Source organism: Streptomyces sp. A1136, from assembly GCF_004795055.1.
Classification (GTDB): Bacteria; Actinomycetota; Actinomycetes; order Streptomycetales; family Streptomycetaceae; genus Streptomyces.
Genome location: NZ_SSBJ01000041.1, coordinates 1 through 24,758 on the forward strand (window position 1 = coordinate 1; position 24,758 = coordinate 24,758).

Sequence of the window (24,758 nt, forward strand, 5' to 3'; positions counted from 1 at the left end):
AACGGCTCGATGAACTTCCACTGGGCATTGGTGAGTTGCCTGCGCGTCACGACCACAGTCCTACCGGATTCCACCCCGCGCAGAGGACAGAACTCAGGAACTGATCACGACATCACACAGGCCCTAGGACCTGTCCGGGCCGTCCCCGCCCGTCCGTGCCGCAACCGGGGCCCACGTCGGGTCTTGCGGTGCACAGCAAGGACGGGCGGGGACGGACGGTCTGGCCCGTCTCCACCCAAGGCCTCCGCTCGGCGGACGCCCCCTCGCTGCCGCAGCCTGACCACCGGGGCATTCGCGACGACGCTCCCGGTAACGACGAGTTCAGACGGTACCCGGGGTCTTCGCCATGACCCGTTCTCTGCGCACGCCATCGGGCAGGAGATCGCCGAGCTCATCGATGTCTGCGAATCCGTGGCGTCCGTAGAGGGCGATCGCCTTGTCGTTGTCCGGCATCACCGACAGACGCAGCACCTTGGCGTGCCGTTCCACGGCCCACGCCTCCACCGCCCCGATCAGGAGGTCTCCCACTCCGTGGCCACGCGCCGCGGGACTGACCCACATCGAGATCAGCTCGACACCGGAGTCTTCCTCGGCCGGGACTCCGCTGGCCATCCCGACCGGATGACCGTCGAGGACCGCTATGACATCGCGCGCACCAGGAATTTCCAGGCGAGCACGCCAACGTTCCTCTCGATCGCCGGCTCCCTTCCACTCTGCCAACGTCGATCCGAACGCGTAAGGTGCCTCGGCCAGTGCCGCAAGTCGCAGCTCCCGCCAGATCGGCCAGTCGTCTGAATCCAAAGTGCGCAGTTCAAGCATGATCAATACCCTGCCCTGCCCGGGACACCGGCGGCAAGACAATTACCCGTGCGCCCATGCCCAGCGCAACCGATGGCGGAGAGCTGCGCGAGCCGTTCCGGGTGAGTGTGACGGCCCTGGAGCGGGGGGTGCCGATCCATGGCCCGGGCTTGATGTCCTAGTCGGGGGAGACAGACCGGGACGGCTGCGGCCAGGTGTGGTGCCGTCCGACCGCGCCCCCCGGGCGCGCCACCACCGGGAAGGACCGCGCGGAGGGCGTGGCGGTATCGGTGGGTGCGAGGTCAAACGGGTGCGCTGAGTGGGTCCTGCGCTGCCTCGTGTAGGGCGCGCATCGATACGAATCGCGTTCAGGTGACTAGTTTGCCTGCATGCCGAGTGCTCAGACGCCGATGAAGCTGCGAGACGTTCCGGGCTGGGCGGTGGGGTTGTGTCTGTTCGGGCTTGCCGCCGGTCTCTTCATGATCCTCTGGTACGGGGCGGATCCGCCGTTTCGGGCCAGGCCGTCGGCGGACGGCGAACTGTTGCTGCAGTTCGCGGCGACGGCCGATACGGCCCGCACCATCGTGAGGGACGGGGGCGGGGCCAAGCTCTTCCAGGACGGCCTCGTGCTGGACTGGCGCTGGTTCATTCCCGGATACGGAGCGGCCCTCGCCGGGGCCTTCGGACTTGGGCACCTGCTCCTCTACCGGAAGTCCACCCGCCTGTGGGCCCGGCGCGCGCTCATCGTCACCCCTGTGGCGCTGGCGGCGGACTGCGTGGAGAACATCTTCCTCTGGAAGGCCCTGGACCGGATCAAGGCGGCCCCGGACGGTCCTGTACTGCCGTGGGTCGGCGTCCTGCGGACGGCCGCTGAGCGTGATCTGGAGCGGAACCTGCAGTGGGCGACCTACTTCGCCCAAGTGAAGTGGGCGCTCGTCATCCCTCTGGTGGCAGCGGCCGCGCTGATCGTCGTCACCCTCTACTGCCGTCGTGTGCAGGACCCCTCCTTCCTGGCGAGCGCGGGGGAGAACCATCCCCGTCCCGTCGTCGCCCACACCAATCGGCCCGCCGACGAGACGGAGAGCCAACGGAGCCACCCCGACGTGATCCTTCCGCCCGCCGCGCCCCACGACTGGGAGCCCCTACCCGAGTGGACCGCCCCCGACCCGGCACAACCACACCAGACCCAGGCCCAGGGCCCCGACGACAACACGGTCACCCGCTGGCGCACGCGTGCGTACCAGCCGCCAGGTCGAAAGCCTGCGGAGCTCGGCTTCTGCGTTTCCGGCGGCGGTATCCGGTCGGCCTCGATCACCCTGGGCGCACTACAGGCGCTACGCGGGCAACTGCTCAAGGCGGACTATCTGGTGTCGGTCTCCGGCGGCGGGTACACAGCCGGAGCCCTCCAGCTCGCCCTGACCGGCGCCCGGCTCAAGGACGCGGACGGGAACCCTACGGTGCGGCCGGGTCTTGCGGCGCCCGCCGACGCGTTCGCGCCGGGCAGCCCGGAAGAGGACCACATCCGCCGCCACGCCAAGTACCTGGCCGACACGCCCAAGGAGAGGATGCACGCCGCAGGGGCGGTATTGCGGGGCATGGCCGTTTCCTTCGGCATGTTGGCGCTGGTCTTCGCCGTGGCGGGACAGTTCCTGAACGTGTTCTACTCGCACCTTCCGCTGACCGACCTGCACCGCTTCATGCCGCAGGCGAAGGCGTCACCCGCTTGTGAAGTTCCGAACGTCTCGAAGTGTCCCGCGCCCACAGAGGTGTTCCTGCCGTCCTTCGAGTTGTATCCGCACGCCTGGCACCCCGTTCTCGCCCTGTTCGGCCTGGCAGGCCTGCTGTCCGTGGGGGCCGCCTTCGTAGGGGCTCGGGACATGCGGTCCCGCCCCGCCTGGCTGCGCGCCATCGTCAACACGATCGTGGCAATGGCCTTGGCGGTCGCCGTCATCTCCATCGTCCTCCCGGCGGTGATCTGGTTCTTCGCCTGGCTCGCGCACGAGCAGGGAGTGGTCTACAACGACGGCAGAGGGCTGTCGCTGCTCGCCGCGCTCACGGCGGCGGCGACTGCGGTGGGCACCTGGTTCACCGTCGTCCACAAGACGGTGCAGGAGCTGAAGCCGGACGGGGACAAGGCGGGCCTGTTCGGCAAGGGCGGTCCGTCCCTCGTGGTCCAGGTCGGCGCCGGCTGGGTGAAGGTGCTGGTGTGTTGGCTGGTGCTGCTCCTGGTCGCTTTCTTCTATCTCGCCCTCATGTCCTGGGCCGCCGTTTACGCCGATAGTTGGGACATCTGGTGGAAGGCCGGAATCCCGATCGCCCTGATCGTGCTGTCGTTCGTGATCGACCAGACCACCTTCAGCCTGCACCCCTTCTACCGACAACGCCTGGCGGGTGCCTTCGCCGTCCGGCGCGCGGTGTTGAAGGACGGCTCGGTGGGCGCCGTGCCGTACGACTACAACCACGAGCCGACCCCGCTGGACCCCTACGCGCAGCGGGTGCAGGGGTTCCCCCAGGTCATCTTCGCCGCCACGGCTGCCATCTCGCTGCGCAACCGCACCGCCCCCGGGCGCCCCGCCGTGCCCTTCACCTTCGCCTCCGACTACTGCGGTGGCCCCGACACGGGCTGGGTCCGCACCGACACCCTGCAGAACACGGCCCCCGCGCTGATCGGACGCGACCTGACCGTGCAGTCCGCCGTCGCCGTGTCAGGAGCGGCCTTCGCCTCCGCGATGGGCACTCAGACGATGTTCATGGAGCGGTTGCTCGCCCTGTCCAACGTGCGACTGGGCACCTGGATCCCCAACCCGCTCTACCTCGCGGAACTGGCGAAGTACGGTCCCTGCCGGATCATGCCGCGGCTGCCACGGGTACGGCGGCTGCGGTACCAACTCCAGGAACTGGTGGGCTGGTACTCGGATACCACTCCCTTGTTGCTGTGCACGGACGGCGGGCACTTCGACAATCTCGGTCTGGTGGAAACGCTTCGGCTCCGCTGCCGGACGATCTACGTCATCGACTCCTCAGGGGACACACCGCCGCTGGCCACCACCCTCGCCCAGGCGGTCACACTCGCCTACGAAGACCTCGGAGTGAAGATCACCTTCAGGGACGAGGGGCAGAACCTGCTGGACCTCGTGCCCGGCAGCGCCCCGCCCCTCCCGCCCGAGACACCGATGGCCGCGCTGAACGCCCGGTTCTCCGCCACCAGCGTGGTGCGCGGCACGATCGAGTATCCCGAGCCGGTCGAGTTCTCGCCCGGCACACCGGCCGACACCAAGGGGACGATCATCTTCTTGAAGGCCAGTCTGACCCCCGACATGCCGTACGAGCTGCTCAGTTACGCCCTCAGGGAGAAGGCCTTTCCCCGCCAGGCCACCTTCGACCAGTGGTTCGACCATGCCCAGTTCGACGCCTACCGGGAGCTCGGGCACCACATCGGTACCAAGGCCGGGGGCAGTGCGTCCTGACCGGCTGTCCAGCCGGCCGACGAGTGGCGGAGGTCGAGGGGTACGAGGATGCGGGCCCGCCGGTCCTCAACGCGGTCGCTTCCGCGGACGTCCACAAGGTGACCTGGTTGCGCCGACGTCCGCAGCCGGGAGCTCCCTGGGTGATGACCTCGACGAATGGGTCGGCGTGGCTGCTTGCCCGATGTAAGTGCCGGGCGTGTCATGTGTCCCGTCCAGTGAACGCCCGCCCCGTGCGGGAAGAAGCCCCGCCGCTTTCTCGCCCGGGAGCGGCTACGAGCATCGCCTCTCGCACACCAGGCGCGGGCGTGGGTTTCGCCGCGTGCGGACCGCCAGGAGCCGGCCGAGGGCGGCGGGACGAACATACGGCGTCGACGGTGAGGGAACCATGGTCAAATTTCCGGCGCGCCGCTCCCTGCTCACGGCCGGGACCGGCGGATCACTCGCGGCCGTAGCCGCGGCAATACTGCTACGGGATCACCCCGGGGCGCCGGGACCGGCGCCGTCCTCCACCCAGCCCGCGGCCTCCGCCTCCGCCGGGACCGGCTCGCTGCGCACCGACCTGACCGTGCGCAGCCGGCTGCTCGGCAGGGACGTCCCGTACAGCCTCTACCTGCCCGCCGGGGTGAGTTCCGTGCCCCGGCGCGGTGGGCAGGATGGCGGGATCCCGGTCCTGTTCCTGCTGCACGGAGTGAGCGGTAAGCACACCGACTGGGTCGCCAAAGGCGGCATCGTGCCGACCCTGGAACGGGCCGTCGCGGCGGGTCGTATCCCGCCGTGCGCCCTCGTCATGCCCGATGCCCGGCGCGACCCGGGCAAGCCCGGGGGAGGCCAGGACGAGACGTTCTACATCAACGACGCCGGGTCCGGCCCCGATGCCCTGCGCTACGAGGACATGTTCATCGAGGAGTTCGTCCCGACCGTCGAACAGGCCCACGGGCTGGGCGGTCGGGCGGATAACAGGGCCGTGGCCGGGCTCTCCATAGGGGGCTACGGCGCGCTGTGGTACGCGCTGCGCTACCAGGGCCTGTTCGGCGCCGCCGCCGGGCTGAGTACGGCACACTTCACGGACGAGGGCTACCGCGCGATGCCGATGGAGGAGTGGAACCGCTTCTTCGGCCATGCCTTCGGCAGAGACCGGGCCGGATCCGCCCGGCTGACGGACCGCTTCATCGATCACGACCTGGCCGTCGTCATCGGTCGAACCGAGCCCGCGCGGCTCCGGCGCACTCGTTGGTACCTCGGTTGCGGGACCGAGGACACCAACTTCCTGCCGGGAACCGAAGACCTGCGCACCGCCTTCGCGGCCCGGGGAGTGAACACCGAGGCGGTCCTTCAGCCGGGCATCCACGGCTGGTCCTACTGGAGCGTCGCGGCGGAGCCGATGCTGGATTTCGTGGGGCGGGAGTTCTCCTGACCCCGGACAGAGGCGGTTTGTCCAGGCGCGTTCGGGTTCAGTGATGGTCGACCTGGCAAGCCACCACCTCTGGTGAGAACGCCATTCCTCGGCACCGGCGGAGTCGGTGGCCGGCAGGGGGGGCGAGGCGCGCCAGATGGGGTGGCGTCGCCGGCGGCCTGGGGTTTGGCCCCCGCCGACGGCACAGCCGAACCGAATGGGATGTCGGGCACGGCCGTGCGAAGACCGCCCTCGCCTGCCGATCAGGTCGCTGTGGTCGGCCGGGGAGGGCGCTGTCGGGCTCGGACGCAGATGGGGTCCAGAAGGTGATGGGGTCCAGAAGGTGATGGTGTTCAGAAGGTGATGGTCCGTCCCTCGCGCTCGGCTTGTCGCGCGGTGTAGGCGACGCCGTGGACCTTGATGCCGTCCGGGTTGAGGAGGGTGATCGTGCCGCCCTGGTCGTCGAGGTGGAATCCGTTGCCACTCGGGACGGTGAGGGTGGTGCCGGGCTGGAGCGTGCCGGCGGGGAGTGGGAGGGTCTGCTGGTTGCGATCGGTGAGTTGCCATCCTCGGAGATCGACCGGTGCCGGAGAGGCGTTCAGCACGGTGACGGCTTCTGGTGCGGGACCCGAGGGGTTGACCAGTGCGGCCATGATCCGCAGGGGTTCGTCGCGGTCGCCGGAGCGGGGTGGTGCGCTGTCGAGGGGGTGGCCGGTCTTGTCGTCGGTGTGCCAGGCCTGGGACTGGAAGGCCAGGAAGACCGCTACCCAGCGGCTTTCGGCGGGGAGGTGCACCAACAGGGCGCCGTCCTGCCAGACGCCGTTGTCGGTGCGGAAGCGGCCGCTGTTGCCCTGGTTCATGTGGATGTCGTGTACGCCGTTGCCGGGCCGGAAGCCGAACACCTTGTCGGCGATGTTCGCCTCGGGGCCGAACCGTTGCCCGAAGACGTAGAGGGCGGCGGTGGGGTCGGCGATGGCACGCTGCACGTAGTGGTCGAGCAGATCGGCCAGGTCATTGTCGGCGCCCTCGACATCGGGCGGGATCAGTCGCATCGCGGCGGGGTCGAACAGGTTGCCGCGGATGAAGTCCAGGGCGGCCTTGCCCGCTTGTGACGCCAGGGCCGTCCATCCGCTGCCGGCCGCCGGGAGCAGCTCGGTCACAGGGTGGCGGAAATCGTCGTCGGCCAGGTAGAGCAACTCGGAGGGCGCCTGTTGTGACTCCACGTTGACGGCGGCCCGGTAGTGGGTGCCTGCGTTGTCGGTGAGGTGGATCTGGTAGTGCGGGGTATCACTGGATCCCTCCCGGCGCCGGTCGACGGCGCGGGCGGCCAGGACACCGTAACCCTTTAGGGGCATGGGTCATCCTCTGGATTCCGGTGGGAGCGGCACGGCCGGGGTGTGGGCGTGTCGATGGAACAGGCAGGGTGCGGGCCGTCGAGGACGTCGGCCGGGTCAGCCGGTGTCGGCCGATCGCCGACCACCCGCGTCCCGAGCACAGAGTGGGCGAGCCCTGTCGTGCCGGTCGGAGCCTTGCGCTTTGCCGTGTACACGGCCTGATCCTCGGGCCGGAAGCGGCCACCGGGCAGTTGCGGGTTCTCCGGATTCCGGGTGCCGGTCACCGTCATGTTCCACCCTCGTCGCGCGTGGGGCAGTCCTGACGACCGCCTGTCCTCATCGCCGTTATCCCCCGACCATGCCCCGGCGGGACACCGAATCACCGAATGTTCACCCGCCTCGCCCTGCGGCCCATCTCGCGCTGGGTCCAGGCGACTCGGCCGCACCGATACAGGTCATCTCGGCGGCGAGCCGGTCCGGGCGCACGCGTCGAGGGGGCGGTGAGCCGCCGGCGATGGCACATGAGGGTCGGCGTCGCCGGCCGGCCATGGCTCATCCCGGGTCACCCGGGCCGGCGTCATCCGGCACCACGGTGTTCCGTATGCGACTGCGGCCTCGCGCCGCACCCGCACTCCTACGAACGGGCAGGCTGGGTAAGCCTTACGCAGCATCACCCTCTGCCGGGCCACGCGACGCGCCGCTGACGGCGGAAGCGGGCGGTGGGGCCCGGCCCGGCCGCCACGGCTCGGGAGCGGGAGACCTCGGGGCCCGGAAGGTCCCACGTCACAGCGCTGCGACGCCCTCCTGACAAGCGTAGATTTGATGGTGCGCCCGGCTGGAGGGAGACGATCCCATGGACACAGCCATCCGCATCGAGGTACTGCCTGCGCGAATGGGCGACTGTTTGCTCGTGGAGTGCGCGCGGGGAAGCGGGCCGCCTTGGCGCATGCTCGTCGACGGCGGCCCTCCGGGCTCCTGGCCCCGGCTCGAAAAGAGGTTGAGCCGGCTTGAACCCGACGAGCGGCACCTCGATGTCGCCGTGGTGACCCATATCGACAGCGACCACATAGGCGGCATGCTCCCGTTCCTGCGGAGCGAGTACGCCGAAGACGTCGGTGACTACTGGTTCAACGGCCCTCCGCACCTGCCCTCGAAGGGCCGCGTGGAGCAGCGCAGCGTCGCCGAGGGGCAGAGCCTGGTAGCGGCGCTGCTCGGGGAATCCGTCGGTCCCGTACTGCCGTGGAACCGGGCATTCGGCGGCGGTCCCATCGACACCGGGGACGAGTTCGGGTTCATCGAGGTGCCGGTCCAGGACGGGCCGCGGATCACCGTGCTCTCACCGACCTACGAACGCCTGACCATCCTGGAGCGCGCGTGGTTCGAAACCATCGACCAGGCCCGGCGCGGCTGGCTGAGCGAAGTCAGGCCCGACATCCTGGAGCCCCTCGGCGATCTGGCCGTCGTTGCCGCCCGGCAGACCGCCGACGACACGACAGCTCCGAACGGGAGCAGCATCGCGCTGCTGATCGAACACCGTGGCGCCCGCGCCGTGCTCGGGGCGGACGCCTTCGGCACCGTGCTGGAGGACGGCCTGAAAGGGGTGGCCGCGCATCGCGGCCTGCCGACCCTCGATGTGGACGCCTTCAAACTCCCGCACCACGGCAGCCGGCGGAACGTGACCCGGGCACTGCTCGAAGCCGCCCCGGCCCGGCACTACCTCGTGTCCACCAACGGCGACACCTACCACCATCCCGATGACGAGGCACTCGCCCGCGTCGTAGTGACCGCACCGGACGGCCCGACGCTGTGGTTCAACTACCACACGCAGCGCACCGCCCGATGGGCTGATCCGGAGCTGTGCGAGCGATACGGCTATCACGCCAGCTTCCCCGCGGAACCGGAGACCGGTGCGGTACTCGAACTACCGGCGACGGCGTGATGCTCCACCGGGATGTCGGGACCTCGCCAACCTCTGGACCTTGCTGCCGCGCCCACGCAGCCCCTGCGGGTCGCCGGGCCGGGCGGTGCTCGATCGCGGCCACGTCCGCCGTGGGTGGGCGCCAGGGGGGCGTACAGGGGGGCGTATCAGTGATGCCTGGCAGCGGCTGGGGTGCGCCACAAGACGGTCGTCCATGCCGACCTCCGCGCCGTCCCGCAGCAGACGCTGACCCCGGGCGACCGACGGCCGGCTGACGTGGCGACGCGGGCGGAGCGGGCGGGGGAGGGGCAGAGACCGAAACGTTCCCGCGCGCCGCCGCGCACGTATGCGGGCGCGGCGGCGCGCCGCGACTGGCCGTTGGGGGAGTAGCGTGGAGAGAGCCAGGTTGCCGCGCTCGCGCAGCATCGAACGCACACCCGGCAAAACCGCAGCGCCCTCGCCGGGCCTGCACCCCTCACACGCCCCTGCCCGGCATCCCCCCCCGCCGGGTCGGGGCCCGGCCCCGGCCAGCCTCTCCCCCCCTGGCTGGTCGGGGCTCTTCGTGCTCCTGCGGCCGCGACATGGCGGTGCGCCCCTCGGTTCTTGCAGCCGCTTCCGGGGGGATGGCCGGTGCGTACCATGCCGGGACCTGCACTGCCCGACCGCGCGCTCCGTCTTGTCGCATGCGGACGCCGTCTGGGAGGGTGACGCTGCGGAGCGGGCTGAGCCCGGCGACCTGCGCCCGCGATCACCGCGCACAGGCCGACCGCGCCGTGTGCCCGGGCAGTGCGGTCTCCCCGGCCCGTCGGGAACACGGCGGCTGCGGTCTTCGTAGGAGGTACGCCACCCGTCGAGGGGCGCGTCGCCGCGAGAGTCGACGAGGCCGCGTCACCGACCCCGTCACGGGGCAGGCGCGGGTCTGTGACTCTCCTACTGCTGTTCCTGCTGCCGCTCGGACTGGCCCTCGTACTGCTGGCGACCGGCGAACCGCACAGACACGGCCGGCACCGCCACACCCGCTGATTTCTCCGGTACGCGCCCACCCCGCGTGCGTCGGTCCCAGTTCTCCGTCACCCCCCGCCGGTCACATCCCTTCCGCGGATCACCGCGCTCCCCCGCGCGGGTGAGCCCCATCGGGGGAGCGGCCGTCGGGGCTGTCGGCCCGACGCTCCGCTCGTGTGCGGCCGACAGCCGACGGGGAACCGTCGAACCGCAGCGCCCGGTCCGACGGTGAGCTCCATCTGGTCCTCGACAACCTGCGCAAGCCACAAGGCGCCCGAGATCAAGCAGTGGCTGCTGAACACACGGCGCACCCTGCGCTTCAGGCTTGCGGGCGCGTCCTGGTGGCACCTGTTGGAACGGTGGTTCGCAGAGCTCACACAGAAGCGGTCACCTCCTTGCGGGATTCAGCAGCCGTCGTACTTCCAGGTGCCGGACTCGCGCGCCCAGGGCTGCGAGGTCTGGTTCAGCAGGGGGACGGCGTAGGTGTAGGAGACGCGGGCCATGTCGCCTGCGAGCTGGTCGATGGTGAGTGTCTTGATCTCCTGCTTGCCGTAGGCCTTCGCCGCGTTGTTGATGACAGCGGTGAACACCTGCTCGTTGCCGGCCTTGTCCTGGCAGCGCTTCGAGAGGGCGGCGTAGGCGGCTTTGCCGTCGGGCGCGAAGTACGCCGCGGAATACGCGCGGACGGCCTTGTCGAGGTCGGCACGGGCCGGGTCGATGCGCGGCGAGGGCGAGGAAGAAGGTGCCGGAGCGTCGGCCGGCGGAGTGGCCTTCGCGTCGCTGGGCTTCGGTTCACTGGAGCAGCCGGTCAGTGCGAGGAGAGCGGCGGCGGTGACTGCGGTAATCGCGTGAGGTGTGCGCATCGCGCCATGTTCGCCGGTCGCGGACCGCCTTGGGTGGTCTGTGATCGAGCTGTGACGCACGAGGCACCGCGCCCCTCGTACGCGAGGTCCGCGGCCCAGGCATCTGGGCGCCGTAGGCGTGGGAAGGCCCAACGTGTCAGCTCGCGCTCCAGGTGCCGGACGCGTCACCGGGCAGGTCGCCGGTAGCCGTCGGCCCTGGCCGACACCGCCGTCTACAACGACAGTCCGGGCAATGGCGCCCGGGCCGCCGATCCTCGGCGCCGATACCGCGGGGCTCTCGCAGCAGTGGAACTCCGGAGTCTTCGAGGACCGTGCCGTCCGGATCGACTGCACGCACTTCTCGACCGCTGCCCGCGCGACGCCAGCCCACCGGTGGTGGCCGGATGGCGAACTCCGTCGGCCGACGCCTGTCGACTCACACCGACACACCAGCCGGGTCGCCGCGTCCACCTCCCGCTGACGGGCAGGACCGGAGCCTACCTGACCGGGATTCTCGCCGGCGATGTATCGATGACCGGAGCCGGCGAATACCCGCAGGGGAGCGGCGCGCGCAGGGAACTGTAGGCTCCGCGCTCGTGAGCGACATACGACAGGCGACCATCGCCTTCAGCGGAAGCCTGACCCGCGAGGAATTCGACGAGGCGTTTGCGGCCACAGGGCGGCTCAGGCGTCTGCGGTGGCTCACCGGGGTGCTTGCGGTCCTGCCGGCGGCCTTGAGCCTACGGCTTTCCGCCGACGGCGGCTCGGTTAACGTCGGCATGCTGACACTCGCTCTCCTTTACGGTGTGCTCGCCTGGTTGCTGCCCCGGCTGCTCATCGGCCGGGCGTTCCGCGCCGACCAGGCCGAGGGAGAGAAGCAGGCTGTCGTCGACGACACCGGCGTCGTCGTCTCCCGCGGAGACAGGGAACTCGTGCGCGTGCCGTGGCGCGCCGTTCACCGCTGCTACGAGACGGAGCGGCTCTACGTCATGACCGGCCGCCTAGGCTGGAAGTCCGGCCTCCTCATCGTGCCCAAGCGGCTCCTCACCGGGCCCGGCGAGACCGAGTTGCTGGGCGTCTTGCTGGAGACTCGGGTCAGCCGGTCCAAGGGCTCCCGGGTGCAATCCCGCCAGGTGTATTGATCACGAGCGTCGCTGACACTCGGCAGACCCCATTCGGTAGGCGGTCGCTCGTCAGACGGGTCGTATCGGGGCGTCCCGTGGCCCACGCGGCGGCCGAGGTGGGGATGCGGCGGGCCGCCACGGCCCACACGTGGGACGCCGCACCCCCTATGGCCGCGATCGAGGGTTCGGGTCTGCAACCTGCGCCGGTCGAGGGATGCGGAGCACCCGCGCGGCCGCCTTGTTCCACGCCGGGGGTCATGATCCGGACCGGACTACTCCTCGCCGGACCCCAACCCCGACCGAGACCCCGATCCAGCGCCCGACTCGAACCTTCTCGTTCGGCCTCCCGAGCAGCACTGCTTGCCTCGGTGGTCGCGTACCGGCTCACCGCACCTGATCCCGACGCACCGCCACCGGTACGGCTCGTGGCGGCCGGGCCGGTCAGACGTCTGGACCCGTTTCAGGCCTGCGATGGCTGCGAGGCTGCCTTCTGTCCGCAGCCGGACCGCTGCCGCCGACTGCCCGACCGAGAGGTACACGGCTGCCCGAGGCCGTCCGAACGGCCGCGGCCCGTGCGTGTTGATCCGCTGCGCCGTCCGGCCGCTCCGGCGGGATGTCGCCGCGGCTCCGTCCTCTGGGCCGTGTTCTGCTGGCCGAAGTCCACGCCTACCGTCGTCGAAAGATGGTGCCCGGTGTACCGAGCCCGCTTCCTCGCCGCGGCCGTCCCGTCCCCTCTCGCGGCCGCCCTCCCCACGGCCCTCTCCCGCGCTGCCCGAGGACAGGATGATGTCGTATTCAACCTGTCCCGCAATCCAGTTGCGAGGAATTCGACGCAGAGTAGCGTGGGAAATGATCGATGTTGCTTGATTTTGGAGGTAAGCGATGTACCTTCGACGGCTGCGGCGCCGTATACCGCATCGTATCGTTCTTTTCGGCAACGGCCGTTTGATTCGAGGATTCAGCGGGGGGCTCTACGACGGTCACGGGTACCAAGGCTGACACAGCCCACCATGTCCAACTCGGCCTGCCGCAGAGTCCGTGCGGCAGGCCGAGTCTGGAGTGTGTGAGGTGTCGGAGGAGACCGATGCCCTGGCGGCCATGACACGGATTCTGTCACCGCATTGCCGTGTCACCGCAATGTCCAACGGCGCTTTGATTTCCGACTGGAGGCGACGGACCCGTTTTCTGGGCATGACGACGACCGACGTGCGGAAGTTCGTCGAGGGAAGCCCTGAAGAACGCGCCGAGCTCGTCAAAGATCTCATGCGCGCCGGGTGTGCGACGGCTTGCCGAAAGGCGTACTCGGACGCCGAAGTCGGGCTCTGGCTGCGCGGAGTGCACCTTTTGATCCGAACTGTGGGGTTCGGCCGCGTCCTTCGGCTCCTGTCCTTGGTGGCCCCGGTGTGCGCACGTGCAGACCTTCCCTCGACGGAGGAGATGGCGCGGCTGAAACGAGCGCTTCGATCACACAGTCGCAGAAGCTGGTTGGTGAACGACGACTGCAAGGCCGCAGCCGTGACGGCCTTCGTCCTTCTGCGGCGATGCGGCCTGAATGCCGTGCTTCACATCGGTGTGCGCGAGCACCCGTTCGCCTTGCATGCCTGGAGCTCCTCGGCGGGCGTGTGTATCCCGGATGCCGATCCGCGAGGGCACGGGTTCACGCCCGTTCTCTCGATCAGTTGCGGCGGCGAGTGACGTGCAAGCACTCCGCCTTGACTGGGACGGCGGTGCTCCGAGGCTCCTGGTGGCGAAGGCCATGGCGCGGCAGGGACTCGTGACGACGGTCTCCTCACCGGCCGGCACTGCCGCGGTCGTCGGCTGGGTCGGCTCGGCCCGTGACCGCGTGGCCGGCGCACGCGGGCTCCTGGACGATGTGGGCCGCTCAGGAGCCACATCTCGTCTGCCCATCGGCGACTACGCGGCTGTTCTGGTGTGCCGCGACCGCATTGTGCTGATGCGCGACGACCGTGCGCGCATTCCCCTGTTCTTCAGGGAGTCCGGTGGGCGCGTGAGCGCGGTGAGTACGTCGGCGCGCAGTCTGGGCGACTTCGAAGAGCTGGAACGCCGTTACTTCTGCCGGTATCTGACCGGGAACATGGCGCAGCCGCACTCGGCACTCACCCCGTTCTCCGGTGTGCACCGCGTCCTCGGTGGCGAGATCGTGGAACTTTCGATCACGGGGCAGATGCGCGGTCGGGTGCGAAGACGGGTCGGTGAGGCCGACGACCTGCGGGTATCGGCGGCAGAGGGGCTCAGCCTCAGTGGGGCCGCGAGGTACTTGCGCCTCGCACTGGAGAACGCCGTCGGGCGTCGAGTGGGGCGAACGACGGCATGTCACGTCTCCGGCGGCACCGACTCCACCAGCATCGCGTTGCTCGCGGCACGACTGCTGGGTGCGGGGCGGGCCCGCGGTGAGGACCTCGTCCTGCTCGCCGGACGCTTCGACAGAGGGGAGTTGGCCGGGGAGCAACCGTATCTCGAAGAGGCGATGAAGGAGATTCGCCGTCTTGCACCTGCGGCCCGCCCGATGATTGTGGACGTCAGGGACGTGGCTGACTTCGACGACTTCCAAGACCACGCGGGCGACGCGGACGAGCCTCATGCGCACGCCTTTCGCGCCCCGTTCTGGAGCAGGCTCCACGGCACTGCGGCGGAACTCGGCTGCGACATCCTCATGACCGGTTGCGGGGCCGATCCGATCGCGGACGCCAACCCCATGCACCTGCACATACTGGCCCGTACGGGGCAGCTTCGGCAGATGACGAAGCAGGCACGTGCCTGGGCCGCAGGAACCGAGCGCGGCGTGCGCGACGTGGTCTACCACTACGTCATGCGGCCGGCCCTTCCACTGGCAGCGGAGCAAATCACCGCGCTCGTACGCCGCGGAACCGTGCTGGGCGGCCTCGGAAGCTTCGCCCGCCCCCGCTGGCTGCGAGCCGGATTTGCGCGGGCCCACGGCTACCGTGAGGCAAGCATCGCCGAGAGCCGCTTCGTGCTCGGGCGCAGGCCGGAGGAGTCGTTCTTCGAAGCGGCCAATTACCTCGCCGCTCCCGACGCGGTGTCCTGGCACCGGGCACCGCGGGACGGTTTCTTCCTCTCGCACCCCTTCCTCGATCGGGAGGTCGTCACCACGATGCGCCGCCTCCCTGTTGAGGCCACGTTCCATCCGGGCCGTCCCAAGGCGGTGCTGCGCGAAGCCATGAAGGATCTGCTCCCGTCCCTGATCCGCGACCGAACGGTCAAGATTCCCTTCGACCAGCTCTACGCCCGTGGCTTGAGAACACACGGTGACGCACTCATCGACCTCTGCCGCTCCGCGAGGCATCCGCTGGTCGAGGAGATGTTCGACATCGAGGTGCTGTGCCGGGCCGTCAGGGAGGCACAGCTCGGCGTTGGGAACGCCGAATCCTGGGATCGCATGAACAGCTCTCTTGCCCTCGTGGCATGGCTGGAACGTTTGGCCCCACGCTCCGGCGCGACCGGTGCGGTAACGCCGGTCATCGACGGTTGCTGCTCTTGATGTCCCACAGCGATCGCTGGATCGGCCCCGTCACGACATCGACGAGTCCGTACCGGTCCCTCACCCCCCGGTTTTCCGCTTCGGACGGGATACGATTGCCCTCTGCCTTCCTTGTGATGGACGCGGACACGTCTGCGCCCCGCGTGCCGAACCTCCAATAGATGTCGACGAAACGGGGGTCCATGGTGCGCTCGCTGATCGAATTGTTTTCATGCACCCTGCCGCTGTAAATGAGGGAGTCGAAATCCTTCTGTTCCTTCACCCACAGGGGTACTTCGCCGCCGTTCCAGGAATATCTGTCAAATCGGACCGCATCCAGGCGGAGTCGGTCCTTGCGTGCGAGACTCGCGGTGGCGTAAAAGGCCACTTGGTCGTACGGCGTGTCGATGGGCAGCTGTACAAGGGTTCGCATGGCGAACGAGTCACTTGCCTCGATCCAGCCCCCTGGGACCATCCACGGCTGCGCCGCCAGCAGCTCGCCGGGCTGGTGGATCTCCCTGCGGGAGAGCGGGCTTCTCTCCTGGTACCCCTTCCACCGCTCGGCGTCGACACGCCATTCCTGCCGCAGCCGGTCATGCCTGCTCACCGGCACTTTTTCCCCCATGGCATGGAACTCGGCGCCCATGACGTAGAAACCCACATCGCTGTGGTTTTCCAGCGTGATGTCGACCGGCACGGCGAATGATTTTCGGTCGGTACTCAATGCAGGCGGGCCCATGACCAACTTGATGACGGGCTTGGCCCCGTGCCGGTACGGCTGGTAGAGGTTTTGATAGCCGAAATTGGCGATCGCGAATACGGTGGAGACGATGACCGCCGTGGCCACCCGCTTCGGAGCGGGGATCACGGTCAATGTCCGCCACACCGTGAAGACGGCCCAGGCGGAGCCCGCCGTGAGCAGGCCTGACAGCACCTTGTAATACGGGGAGTCGCCGTTCAAGATCTCGAATAGGAGCATGGTATTGGTCAGCAATGCCGCGACCGTGCCGACCAGCGCGACGGTTCCGGAGTAGGGGAAGCTCTTCCGGAACCAATGGTCCATGACCGCGGCGCCGCCAAGCAGTGCGGTGGCAGAGGCGACGACGAGGCCGGCGCCGGTGATGCGGCCCACGAAGGTCAGGGCCTCGCTGAGGTCCTCGATGCCGAACCGGCCCAGGTAGGCCGCCGTCAGGAGGAGGACCAGAAGGATCGCTACCGGTGTCGTCCGTGATCGTCGGGTTCGTCGCGCCCGCAAGCGCGAGTCGGATACGGATTTGGGCGGAGTCCTCACCTGATCGCCTCCTGAGGCTGCGAGCCGTACGCGGTGCTCCGGATGAGCCGATGAGCGCTGTGACCGGCGGGGGGTCGATTTCCCACACCGTCCATGACGGTCCGGCTGCCCCGAGGGTCGAGCACCATCGTCCGTGCCGATCCGTGGGATCACCATCCGGATGCCTCTGGACGGCCTAAGGAGGCCCGCACGATCCCCGAAGCGCGCGACCTGAGCCGTACCGACGTCGCCGAGCAGCACGTCGGCCGGCTCGATGTCCCTGTGGACCAGCGCCCGCGCCCATTCCTCAAGACGGCCAAGAAGGCGCATCAGGAGCCCCCGGCCATGTCGGAGGACGACAAGCAGACGGCAGCACCGAAGCCGATGCTCGGCATGAGCATCGCGATCGCGCCGGCGCCGCCGCGCTGGGAACACCAGCCTGTCCGGACGCCTCTTCCACCAGGGATGCGGGCCTTGCGTTCAGCTTCCGGCAACAGCGGCTCGACCACCGCCTCCAACTCGTCGTCACCGGAGAAGGCGGCCTGCTTCAGCACCTGACGAAGTCTGCTTTCGAGGGCGAGATACGAACGCCTCGGCTATGACCTGCATGATCTGTCCATATTTGGCGGCGAGCACCGACTGCGTCCTCTGTCGGCGGCGGTCGTCGACGGGCATCTCGACCGGCTCGCGGCAGAAATGCTCGAATCCGGCCGGACGGATGACGGCGGGCGGCAGCGCGTCCCGGGCGCGGCCACCATCCGGAGGCTCCGGGCGGTCACGTGATCACCCACGGAGCGGCTTCGGGGCGCTCATGGCATGTCCGCCGATGTCCGCCGCGTCCGCGAGCTGCTTCCGCCACCACGCCTGCGCCGCGCCGGCGTCCATCACGGCCCAGGCAGGAGTCTGCTCCACCTGGGCCCGGCCGAGCCTGCGAGCGAGGGCGACGAGTTCCCGACCGGCGGACCCCCTCGCAGCCCGGTAGGCGTCCAGCAGCTCGTCCCAGGAGTCCGACCGGTGCCAGGCGCTCTCGAAAGCGCTGGCGTCCTGGAGGGCCTTCGCCGCCCCGCTGGTGGTGTGCGGGCGGGCAACGACGGCCGCGTCACCCGCCAGGAGGAGGCGGCCCGCGGTGGTGTGCGCGCTTTCCAGGTCGTAGATGGGCTGGACGAAGGTGTGCTCCGCGTCCGTCAGCGAGATGACACGGGCCCAGTACGGCGGAAAGCAGCGCTCCAGCAGCTCCGTCAGTGCCGCCGCGAGCTCGGCCGTGACCTGACCGGGCGGGAAGCTGGTGGGGCTGTCCAACCGCAGCCGCCCGCTCTGCGGGGGCATGGCGTACAGAACCCAGTTCACCCGGGGGCCGGCCGGGCCCGGGATGCGGTAGACGACACAACTGCCGCCCTCGAAGCACACGGTGGTCACGGCGTCGCGCGGCCAGTCCGCCTCGCCGGTCTCCTCCAGCCGGCGGGCGTCGAAGTTCCCGCGCCAGCAGACGTACCCGGCGTACTCGGGGCGCGAAGTGTGGCAGACCGTCTCCCGTACCACCGAGCGGTAACCGTCGGCGCCGACGGCCAGGTCGTATCGCTCGGCGGCCCCGTCCGCGAGCCGTACCTCGGCCCGGTCTGCGGTGACGGCCACCCCGGTCACGGTCACGCCCTGGCGGTATACCACCGATGCAGGCGTCGCTTCCCGTAACCCGCTCCACAGCAGTCCCCAGTGGTACGAGTGAAAGGGGAAGGGCTGCTCCCAGAACAGGCGCCCGGCCGGTCCGGCGGAGGTGTCCCGGACCACCCACCGGCGTCGGACCAGCCGGTGGGCGGCGATGCCCGGGGGCAGGGCGCCGGTCGCCGCGAGTTCGGCGGCCCGCTCATCGTGGACGCACAGCCGAGCCCCCTGTCGGCGAGCCGCCCGCGAGTGCGCTCCAGCACCACCACCTCGTCCGCCCCGGCGCGTGCCGCCGCTGATGCGAACGCACATCCGGCGATGCTTCCGCCAACCACCGCGACCGTACCGCCCTGCATGGTTGCTCCCTCGATTCGCCGATCCGCATCCGGTCCCTTGCCGCGACCGGCGGGGCCTGTCCTACGGGGACTCTCCGGCACGGACCGCGCATCCGGCAAGGGAGCACACCCGCCGGGTCGAGACTCCGTCACACCGTCTTCTCTCGGATGCCGACGACCTGCGCCCGGGCGTGCTTTACAACGAGGGACGCGGCCACCTGCGGGAGCAGCACGAGACGGGGTGGTGCCTCACCTTCCTTCTCGCGGTACTCAAGGAAACGGCGGAGACGGAGCACCGCCTCGTGACGACCGACCAGCTCCTCGGAGTCTCTCGAAGCTGATGCTGTCCGGCGGCTCGACCGCCGCGAGTTCGGCGTGCTTGGCGACAATCGGGTGACCGCGGGGTGTCAGTGGTCTTTGACACCATGTGGCCATGAGCAAGGTAGTGAACTACAGCATGGCAAATCGATGCGCGGTCGCGCGTTTCCTCCCCGCCCGGGGCCTGAACAACGACGAGTCGCGACTTCTGGGGAAGATGCGAGAGGAGGCGCGGAGGCGTCAAGCCGACCTCGATGCCCAGGGCGTGGACTGGGGCTTGTCGGTGCCGGACGCACTCGAGGAGCTGATTGCCGGTCGGGCCGATTCCTCCGATGGATATGCCGGATGTGCCTACTACACGGCCCTCCAAATCGTCATCGACCACAACGCAAGCGATTCCGACACCCTGGCGAGCTACAGCAGCCCCACCACCTTCTTCTCGGTGCTGGACAAGGCCCTGCGGGCAGAAGGCGTTCCGGCTGAACTCCTGCCGAGCCAGTACATCCACAGTGGCCCTCCCGCAGAGATCGGGTTCTCCATCCCCCATCCCGTGGACGGCTCGCCGGAAATGGGCTGTTGGCCGATGGTGACGATCGGGCCCGCGCTGGAGGCCTACCGAGTGGTCCTGGACCGCATCGACCCAGATCTGCAGTACGACTTGAAGGAGTTGATCCAGGCCCTCGACGGCTGGTTCTCGGAGTGGAACACAGGTCGGGGCGCCTGGTGGTGGGCCGAGGACGGCTCGATCTTCTTCTCGATCACCGGCTGACCGACCGTCGAAGCCGGCCTCGCCGACTGGAACTCCGCACAACGTAGAAGCAGTACGGGGGTCCTTCGGCAACACCTTCGGTGAGCCAGCCGGCGCCGTGCGCGGCAACGGGGCTGGTTCCTCCCTCTCAGAGCAGTTGCTCGGCGAGTCCGACGATGATGCCCTCCGGGCCGCGGATGTAGCAGAGCCGGTAGCTGTCCTCGAATCGTGCGATCTCGCCGACGAGTTCGGCGCCGTGAAGGCGCAGGCGTGCAACGGTGTCCTCGATGTCGTCGACGGCGAACATGACGCGGTGCGTGCCCAGGATGTTGTGTGGCCGTTTGCGCGGCCCGGCGCTGACCGCCGCAGGGCTGCGGTACTTCGCCAGTTCGAGCCGGCTGTGACCGTCCGGGGTCCGGAGCATCGCGATGTCACAGCGGACGCCGTCGAGTCCGGTGCACTGGTCGGCGAAGACGCCCTCGATCTCTGCCCTGCCCTCCAGCTCCATGCCGAGTTCCACGAAGAACGCGATGGCGCCGTCCATGTCCTCGACGACGATGCCGACGTTGTCCATCCGCTGAATCGCCATGCTGGTTTCTCCTTCTTCTTTGTGTGGCCGGCGGTAGCCGCTGATGTCCCAGGGGACGGAGTCGATCGCACGTTCTCGACAGCGCCTCAGCGCCGCTACAGCAGACCCGCGAGCCACCAGGGCGGACCGCCGGTTTGCGAGTGAGCATAAGGCGCGCGGTATGAAATGAGTGGATTGCCTGCTTCCGTGAAAGCACTCCGGAAGAGGGAAGCCGGACTTGGAATCCCTGGTCAGACGCCCTGCTCCCACCCGGGAATGACTCCCTCCACAACCGCCTCGGGCGCGGCAGTCGCGGCGGCGGGCCCCGGTCTTCGACCAGCAGGTGTACAAGCGGCCAGCGGCAGTTCCTTCGGGGCCCGCGGGCACGCCTCCGCGGGCCTCGGCCACCCGACGTGCCGATCCTGCGTGGTCCTTGGCGCGCACCCGCACGCCGCGGACGCTCACCGCCGCGCCCGGGGCCGGTGAGCTCGTGGTGAGCGTGCGGTGAGCGGGTGCCGCGAGTGTGGAGCCATCGCCGGGCCCACACCGCGGACCGGCAACCGAACGAGGAGTGGATGATGGGTGTTCTGACGGGCAAGACGGCACTGGTGACCGGTGGTTCGCGCGGTATCGGCCGGGCGGTGGCCCTGCGGCTGGCCGCCGACGGCGCACGGGTTGTGGTCCACTACGGCGGCGACGAGGAAGCGGCCAAGGAGACCGTCACCCGGATCGAGGAAGCCGGCGGGCGGGCGTTCGCCGTGCGGGCCCGCTTCGGCGAACCCGGCGCGGTGGACCGGCTGTTCGACGAAATGCTCGCCGGACTCGACGGCCACGGGCTGGACATCCTCGTCAACAACGCGGGTATCTCGTCGGGCAGTTCGGTCTCCGAGGTGACCCCGGACGAGTGGGAGCGGCTGCTGGCGGTCAACGTCACCGCGCCGTTCTTCGTGATCCAGCGGGCGCTGCCCCTGCTCAAGGACGGCTCACGCATCGTGAACATGGGTTCCACGGCCAGCCGGTTCGCCGTCTCCACCCAGGTCGGTTACACGGTTACCAAGGCCGCACTGGAGTCGCTGGCCCCGTCCCTCGCCAATGAGCTTGGCCGGCGCGGGATCACCGTGAACACGGTGGCGCCGGGCGCGATCCGCACCGACCTGACCGCCGGATACACCGCGATCCCCGAGGTGGTCGCGGGGCTGGAGGCGATCACCGCGCTGGGCCGCCTCGGGGAGCCCGAGGACGTGGCCGACGTCGTGGGCTTCCTGGCGGGGCCCGGGGGACGGTGGATTACCGGGCGGACCATAGACGTGTCCGGCGGTACGTACTTGGGCCCCATCGTCTGAACCGTCCGCACGAAGGCGGGCGGGCATAATTGCCGGCATGCGCTTCGGGATCCTCGGCGGGACACAGGTGTGGAGCGACGACGGGACCGAGGTGGCCCTGGGCGGGCCCGCACGGCGCGCGCTGCTCACGCTGCTGCTCGTCACGCCCGGCGAGGTCGTCCCGGTCGACCGGCTGGCCGACGGCATCGCGACCGTCGTGGCCGGCGGTCCGGACGGGACGGCGCCCTCGGCCCACGCGATCCAGTCCCAGGTGTCCCGGCTGCGTTCGGCTCTGGGCGACGCGGCGCTGGTGCAGCGGGTTGGGGCCGGCTATCGCCTCGCCGTTACCGAGCAGGACGTGGATGCCGGACGCTTCGAACGGCTGGCGCACCAGGGCCGTTCGCTCCTACGGGAGGGCGACGCCGAAGGCGCCCTCCCCTTGCTGCGCGCGGGACTGGAGCTGTGGCGGGGCCCGGCGCTCGCCGACCTCGCCGACAGCGAGCCGGCCCGCGCGGCCGCCGTAGGACTTGAGGAACTGCGGCTGACGGCACTGGAGGACCGGCTCGAAGCGGAGCTGAGGATCGGCGAACACCAGTACGCAGTACCGGAGTTGCGTGAGCTGCTTGGCCTTCATCCGCTGCGTGAGCGGCTCGCCGGGCTGCTGATGCGGGCGCTTTCCGCCGACGGCGGGCAGGCCGCGGCGCTGGTCGTGTTCGAGGAGGTCAGGCGGCGGCTCGCCGACGAGCTGGGCGCGGATCCCGCGCCGGAGCTGGTCGCCCTCCACGGTGAGCTGCTGCGGGCCGACGCCGTCCCCGCCCGCGCAGCGCCGCCGGCCCCGCTCACCGCCTTCGTCGGCCGCGCCGGGGAGGTGGCCGAGATCGCGCAACTCCTCGAAACGGCCCGACTGGTGACGCTGACGGGGCCGGGCGGCGTCGGCAAGACCCGGCTGTCCGCGGAGGTGGCCGGCGCCGCACGCGACGAGGTGTGCTTCGTGGAACTGGCCGCGCTGCGCGACGCCGCCGCGCTGCCCCAGACCCTCCTCGGGGCGCTGGGCCTGCGCGAGAGCGGCCTGCACCTGGCGGCGGGACCACACGGACCGCTGGACCGGCTGATCACGGCGCTGTCCGGCCGCGGGCCGCTGCTCGTCCTGGACAACTGCGAGCACTTGGTAGAGGAGGTCGCCGTCCTGGCCGCGCGTCTGCTGGCGGCCTGCCCGCGCCTTCGCGTGCTGGCGACGAGCCGCGAACCGCTTGGTGTCATCGGCGAACACCTCCACCCCGTACGGCCGCTCGACGACGGCGCGGCCGTGGCCCTGTTCACCGACCGGGCCCGCGCCGTTCGCCGGGGCTTCGATGCCGCCCCCGACGCCGTACGACAGGTCTGCGCCGCGCTGGACAACCTGCCGCTGGCCATCGAGCTGGCGGCGGCCCGGCTGCGCACCCTGACCCTCGCGGAGCTGGCGGCCCGGCTGGACGACCGGCTCGGGGTGACCGGAAGCGGCAGCCGCGCCCCCGAGACCCGGCACCGCACGCTGCGTTCGGTGGTGGGCTGGAGCTGGGAACTGCTGTCGGAGCCGGAGCAGCGGGCCGCCCGGCGCTTCTCCGTGTTTGCCGGTGGGGCGAGCGTCGCGTCCGCGCTGCGGGTCTGTGCCACGGACGAGGACATCCTGCAGTCGCTGGCGGACAAGTCGCTCCTGGAGTGGACAGGTGGGCGCTGCCGGATGCTGGAGACGATTCGCGCCTACGGTGCGGAGCGGCTGGACGCCGCCGGCGAGAGGTGGGAGGTACGGCGCGAGCAGGCCCGGACGCTGCTGGAGCTGCTGTCCGAGGCCGAACCGTGGCTGCTGCGCGGCGAACAGCTGCGGCGGCTGCCGGCCCTCGCCGCGGAGCAGCCCGACCTGCCGGTGGCGGTGCGCTGGGCGATCGAGGCGGGGGAGACCGACACCGCCCTGCGTTTGCTCGCCGCCGCCTCGACGTATCTGTGGATCCGGGGTGCCGCCGGCACGGCGGCGCCGGCGGCCCGCGCCCTCCTCGACGTCGTGGGGGACACGCCCCCGGACGGGCTGGGCGAGGAGTACGCGATCTGTGTGCTGCTCGCCGCGTCCGGGCCGGCCGGCGTGGACGCGTGGCGCCGGCACCGGGCGGCGGCGGGTAAGGCACTGACCGCGGCATGGACGGCCGACCGGTCGGGCCGCCACCCGGCCGCCCTGCTGCTGTGGATGATGCACAACGCGACCGGCGAGGGGGACGCTCCCAGCGCACTCGCCTTCGTCGCGGCCCAGCGGGACAGTCACGAGCCGTGGGCCAGGGCCGTCGCCCACTACGTCACCGGGTTCGGGGCGCTGGGCGAGCAGGACCCGGCGGCGGCCGAACGGGCCTTTCGCTCGGCGGTCGCGCAGTTCCGCGCGCTGGGCGACCGGTGGGGCACCGCGCTGGCGCTTGACGCCCTCGCCGGTGTCGCGGGGGCACGGGGCGACGGGCCGACGGCGGCCGCGCTCACCGACGAGGCGCTCGGCCTCGCCGAGCAGCTGGGCGCTCTGGAGGACTGCGCCGACCTGCTGGTCAACCGGGGCGACCTGGGTGCCGGCGGCGACCCGGCCTCGGCCCGTGCCGACTACGTCCGGGCGGCCGGGCTGGCCCGCCGGGCCGGCAGCACCGGGGCCCTGGCGGCGGCCCTGCGCGGGCTGGGCGACCTCGCCCTCGTGGAGCGGGACGCGGCCATGGCGGAGGACCTCTACACCCAGGCCCTGGGACAGCTCGACCCGCACTGGGTGAAGGGGCTCGGCAACCGCGTGCGCACGCTGGCAGGGCTGGGCCGGGTCGCCGAGGCGCGCGGTGACGACGCGGCCGCCCTGGCCCGGTACCGGCAGGCCGCGCGGGCCGCCGAGTCCGCGGCCGTGCCGGCCACCACGCTGCCCGAGGCACTGCGCCTGCTGGGTCTACCCGAGCCGCTGGCCGCGCCGCTCGTCGAGGCGGTGAGCCGGGGCGGACAGCGTGGTGAGCCGGAGCCGGAGCGGGAGCCGATGGCGAGGTGAGGCGATGCTCGTGGATGCCCCCGGCTGCTGCTGCTGGGTGGTGGTGCCCCACCGGTGCTCACGGCGGACGGCGGTACCTCCCTCGCCCACTTGGCGGCGGGAGGCGCGGCGGGCGTCGCGACGAGGC

At 70.1% G+C, this 24,758-nt stretch carries 17 protein-coding genes and 1 pseudogene; 12 read left to right on the top strand and 6 right to left on the bottom strand.

Annotation, left to right across the window (positions count from 1 at the left end):
- Window positions 1–321: 321 nt before the first annotated feature.
- Window positions 322–819 (bottom strand): GNAT family N-acetyltransferase, encoded by a 498-nt coding sequence (locus tag E6R62_RS30555; RefSeq protein ID WP_136216720.1) that lies wholly within the window; start codon window positions 817–819, stop codon window positions 322–324.
- A 368-nt stretch (window positions 820–1,187) separates the two neighbouring features.
- Between E6R62_RS30555 and E6R62_RS30560 the strand changes: the two genes are divergently transcribed.
- Both E6R62_RS30560 and E6R62_RS30565 read left to right on the top strand, forming a co-directional pair.
- Window positions 1,188–4,265, top strand: a complete 3,078-nt coding sequence (locus E6R62_RS30560) for a patatin-like phospholipase family protein (protein ID WP_136216721.1) — start codon at window positions 1,188–1,190, stop codon at window positions 4,263–4,265.
- A gap of 385 nt (window positions 4,266–4,650) precedes the next feature.
- Window positions 4,651–5,679: an alpha/beta hydrolase family protein gene (locus tag E6R62_RS30565; protein WP_136216722.1), complete on the top strand. Its 1,029-nt coding sequence runs from the start codon at window positions 4,651–4,653 to the stop codon at window positions 5,677–5,679.
- A gap of 332 nt (window positions 5,680–6,011) precedes the next feature.
- Here the strand turns inward: E6R62_RS30565 and E6R62_RS30570 are convergent, their stop codons facing one another.
- Window positions 6,012–7,013 (bottom strand): DUF2278 family protein, encoded by a 1,002-nt coding sequence (locus E6R62_RS30570; protein ID WP_136216723.1) that lies wholly within the window; start codon window positions 7,011–7,013, stop codon window positions 6,012–6,014.
- 832 nt (window positions 7,014–7,845) lie between these two features.
- Between E6R62_RS30570 and E6R62_RS30575 the strand changes: the two genes are divergently transcribed.
- Window positions 7,846–8,931: a ComEC/Rec2 family competence protein gene (locus tag E6R62_RS30575; protein ID WP_136216724.1), complete on the top strand. Its 1,086-nt coding sequence runs from the start codon at window positions 7,846–7,848 to the stop codon at window positions 8,929–8,931.
- A 1,385-nt stretch (window positions 8,932–10,316) separates the two neighbouring features.
- Here E6R62_RS30575 and E6R62_RS30580 read toward each other — a convergent pair.
- Window positions 10,317–10,775 (bottom strand): hypothetical protein, encoded by a 459-nt coding sequence (locus tag E6R62_RS30580; RefSeq protein WP_136216725.1) that lies wholly within the window; start codon window positions 10,773–10,775, stop codon window positions 10,317–10,319.
- A gap of 575 nt (window positions 10,776–11,350) precedes the next feature.
- Between E6R62_RS30580 and E6R62_RS30585 the strand changes: the two genes are divergently transcribed.
- The 4 genes and pseudogenes from E6R62_RS30585 (at window position 11,351) to E6R62_RS30595 (ending at window position 15,398) form a co-directional block, all read left to right on the top strand.
- Window positions 11,351–11,896: a YcxB family protein gene (locus E6R62_RS30585; protein WP_136216726.1), complete on the top strand. Its 546-nt coding sequence runs from the start codon at window positions 11,351–11,353 to the stop codon at window positions 11,894–11,896.
- A pseudogene (locus E6R62_RS41925) lies at window positions 11,896–12,030 on the top strand (leucine zipper domain-containing protein); the annotation flags it as partial. The gene E6R62_RS30585 and the pseudogene E6R62_RS41925, both read left to right, overlap by 1 nt.
- Window positions 12,031–12,946: 916 nt before the next feature.
- Window positions 12,947–13,573 (top strand): lasso peptide biosynthesis B2 protein, encoded by a 627-nt coding sequence (locus E6R62_RS30590; RefSeq protein ID WP_240802003.1) that lies wholly within the window; start codon window positions 12,947–12,949, stop codon window positions 13,571–13,573.
- Window positions 13,574–13,622: 49 nt separating this feature from the next.
- Entirely contained in the window at window positions 13,623–15,398 is a 1,776-nt protein-coding gene (locus E6R62_RS30595; protein WP_240802004.1) for an asparagine synthase-related protein, read from the top strand.
- On the opposite strand, the gene E6R62_RS30600 is transcribed toward E6R62_RS30595, so the two are convergent.
- Entirely contained in the window at window positions 15,376–16,668 is a 1,293-nt protein-coding gene (locus tag E6R62_RS30600) for a hypothetical protein (RefSeq protein WP_136216727.1), read from the bottom strand. The genes E6R62_RS30595 and E6R62_RS30600 overlap by 23 nt on opposite strands.
- Before the next feature lie 93 nt (window positions 16,669–16,761).
- On the opposite strand from E6R62_RS30600, the gene E6R62_RS30605 reads away from it, so the two are divergent.
- Entirely contained in the window at window positions 16,762–17,205 is a 444-nt protein-coding gene (locus E6R62_RS30605; protein ID WP_136216728.1) for a hypothetical protein, read from the top strand.
- A gap of 225 nt (window positions 17,206–17,430) precedes the next feature.
- Here the strand turns inward: E6R62_RS30605 and E6R62_RS30610 are convergent, their stop codons facing one another.
- Window positions 17,431–18,618 (bottom strand): monooxygenase, encoded by a 1,188-nt coding sequence (locus E6R62_RS30610; protein WP_306432485.1) that lies wholly within the window; start codon window positions 18,616–18,618, stop codon window positions 17,431–17,433.
- A gap of 214 nt (window positions 18,619–18,832) precedes the next feature.
- On the opposite strand from E6R62_RS30610, the gene E6R62_RS39885 reads away from it, so the two are divergent.
- Both E6R62_RS39885 and E6R62_RS30615 read left to right on the top strand, forming a co-directional pair.
- Window positions 18,833–18,982, top strand: coding sequence for a hypothetical protein (locus E6R62_RS39885; RefSeq protein WP_206308895.1), 150 nt, complete (start codon window positions 18,833–18,835; stop codon window positions 18,980–18,982).
- 92 nt (window positions 18,983–19,074) lie between these two features.
- Window positions 19,075–19,728 (top strand): hypothetical protein, encoded by a 654-nt coding sequence (locus tag E6R62_RS30615; RefSeq protein ID WP_136216729.1) that lies wholly within the window; start codon window positions 19,075–19,077, stop codon window positions 19,726–19,728.
- 127 nt (window positions 19,729–19,855) lie between these two features.
- On the opposite strand, the gene E6R62_RS30620 is transcribed toward E6R62_RS30615, so the two are convergent.
- Window positions 19,856–20,296: a VOC family protein gene (locus tag E6R62_RS30620; protein ID WP_136216730.1), complete on the bottom strand. Its 441-nt coding sequence runs from the start codon at window positions 20,294–20,296 to the stop codon at window positions 19,856–19,858.
- 557 nt (window positions 20,297–20,853) lie between these two features.
- On the opposite strand from E6R62_RS30620, the gene E6R62_RS30625 reads away from it, so the two are divergent.
- Together E6R62_RS30625 and E6R62_RS30630 are read left to right on the top strand one after the other, a co-directional pair.
- The gene (locus tag E6R62_RS30625) at window positions 20,854–21,618 is read left to right on the top strand and encodes an SDR family NAD(P)-dependent oxidoreductase (protein ID WP_136216731.1); all 765 of its coding nucleotides are present in this window, start codon (window positions 20,854–20,856) and stop codon (window positions 21,616–21,618) included.
- A gap of 37 nt (window positions 21,619–21,655) precedes the next feature.
- Window positions 21,656–24,631 (top strand): BTAD domain-containing putative transcriptional regulator, encoded by a 2,976-nt coding sequence (locus E6R62_RS30630; RefSeq protein WP_136216732.1) that lies wholly within the window; start codon window positions 21,656–21,658, stop codon window positions 24,629–24,631.
- Window positions 24,632–24,758 lie beyond the last annotated feature (127 nt).

What these genes read in the sequence shown, in the direction of transcription:
- E6R62_RS30610 (WP_306432485.1), bottom strand. Translation starts at nt 18,618, where the DNA reads ATGTGCGTTCGCATCAGCGGCGGCACGCGCCGGGGCGGACGAGGTGGT.
- E6R62_RS30570 (WP_136216723.1), bottom strand. Translation starts at nt 7,013, where the DNA reads ATGCCCCTAAAGGGTTACGGTGTCCTGGCCGCCCGCGCCGTCGACCGG.
- E6R62_RS30630 (WP_136216732.1), top strand. Translation starts at nt 21,656, where the DNA reads ATGCGCTTCGGGATCCTCGGCGGGACACAGGTGTGGAGCGACGACGGG.
- E6R62_RS30625 (WP_136216731.1), top strand. Translation starts at nt 20,854, where the DNA reads ATGGGTGTTCTGACGGGCAAGACGGCACTGGTGACCGGTGGTTCGCGC.
- E6R62_RS30605 (WP_136216728.1), top strand. Translation starts at nt 16,762, where the DNA reads ATGACGGTCCGGCTGCCCCGAGGGTCGAGCACCATCGTCCGTGCCGAT.
- E6R62_RS30560 (WP_136216721.1), top strand. Translation starts at nt 1,188, where the DNA reads ATGCCGAGTGCTCAGACGCCGATGAAGCTGCGAGACGTTCCGGGCTGG.
- E6R62_RS30580 (WP_136216725.1), bottom strand. Translation starts at nt 10,775, where the DNA reads ATGCGCACACCTCACGCGATTACCGCAGTCACCGCCGCCGCTCTCCTC.
- E6R62_RS30555 (WP_136216720.1), bottom strand. Translation starts at nt 819, where the DNA reads ATGCTTGAACTGCGCACTTTGGATTCAGACGACTGGCCGATCTGGCGG.
- E6R62_RS30575 (WP_136216724.1), top strand. Translation starts at nt 7,846, where the DNA reads ATGGACACAGCCATCCGCATCGAGGTACTGCCTGCGCGAATGGGCGAC.
- E6R62_RS30565 (WP_136216722.1), top strand. Translation starts at nt 4,651, where the DNA reads ATGGTCAAATTTCCGGCGCGCCGCTCCCTGCTCACGGCCGGGACCGGC.
- E6R62_RS30620 (WP_136216730.1), bottom strand. Translation starts at nt 20,296, where the DNA reads ATGGCGATTCAGCGGATGGACAACGTCGGCATCGTCGTCGAGGACATG.
- E6R62_RS30615 (WP_136216729.1), top strand. Translation starts at nt 19,075, where the DNA reads ATGAGCAAGGTAGTGAACTACAGCATGGCAAATCGATGCGCGGTCGCG.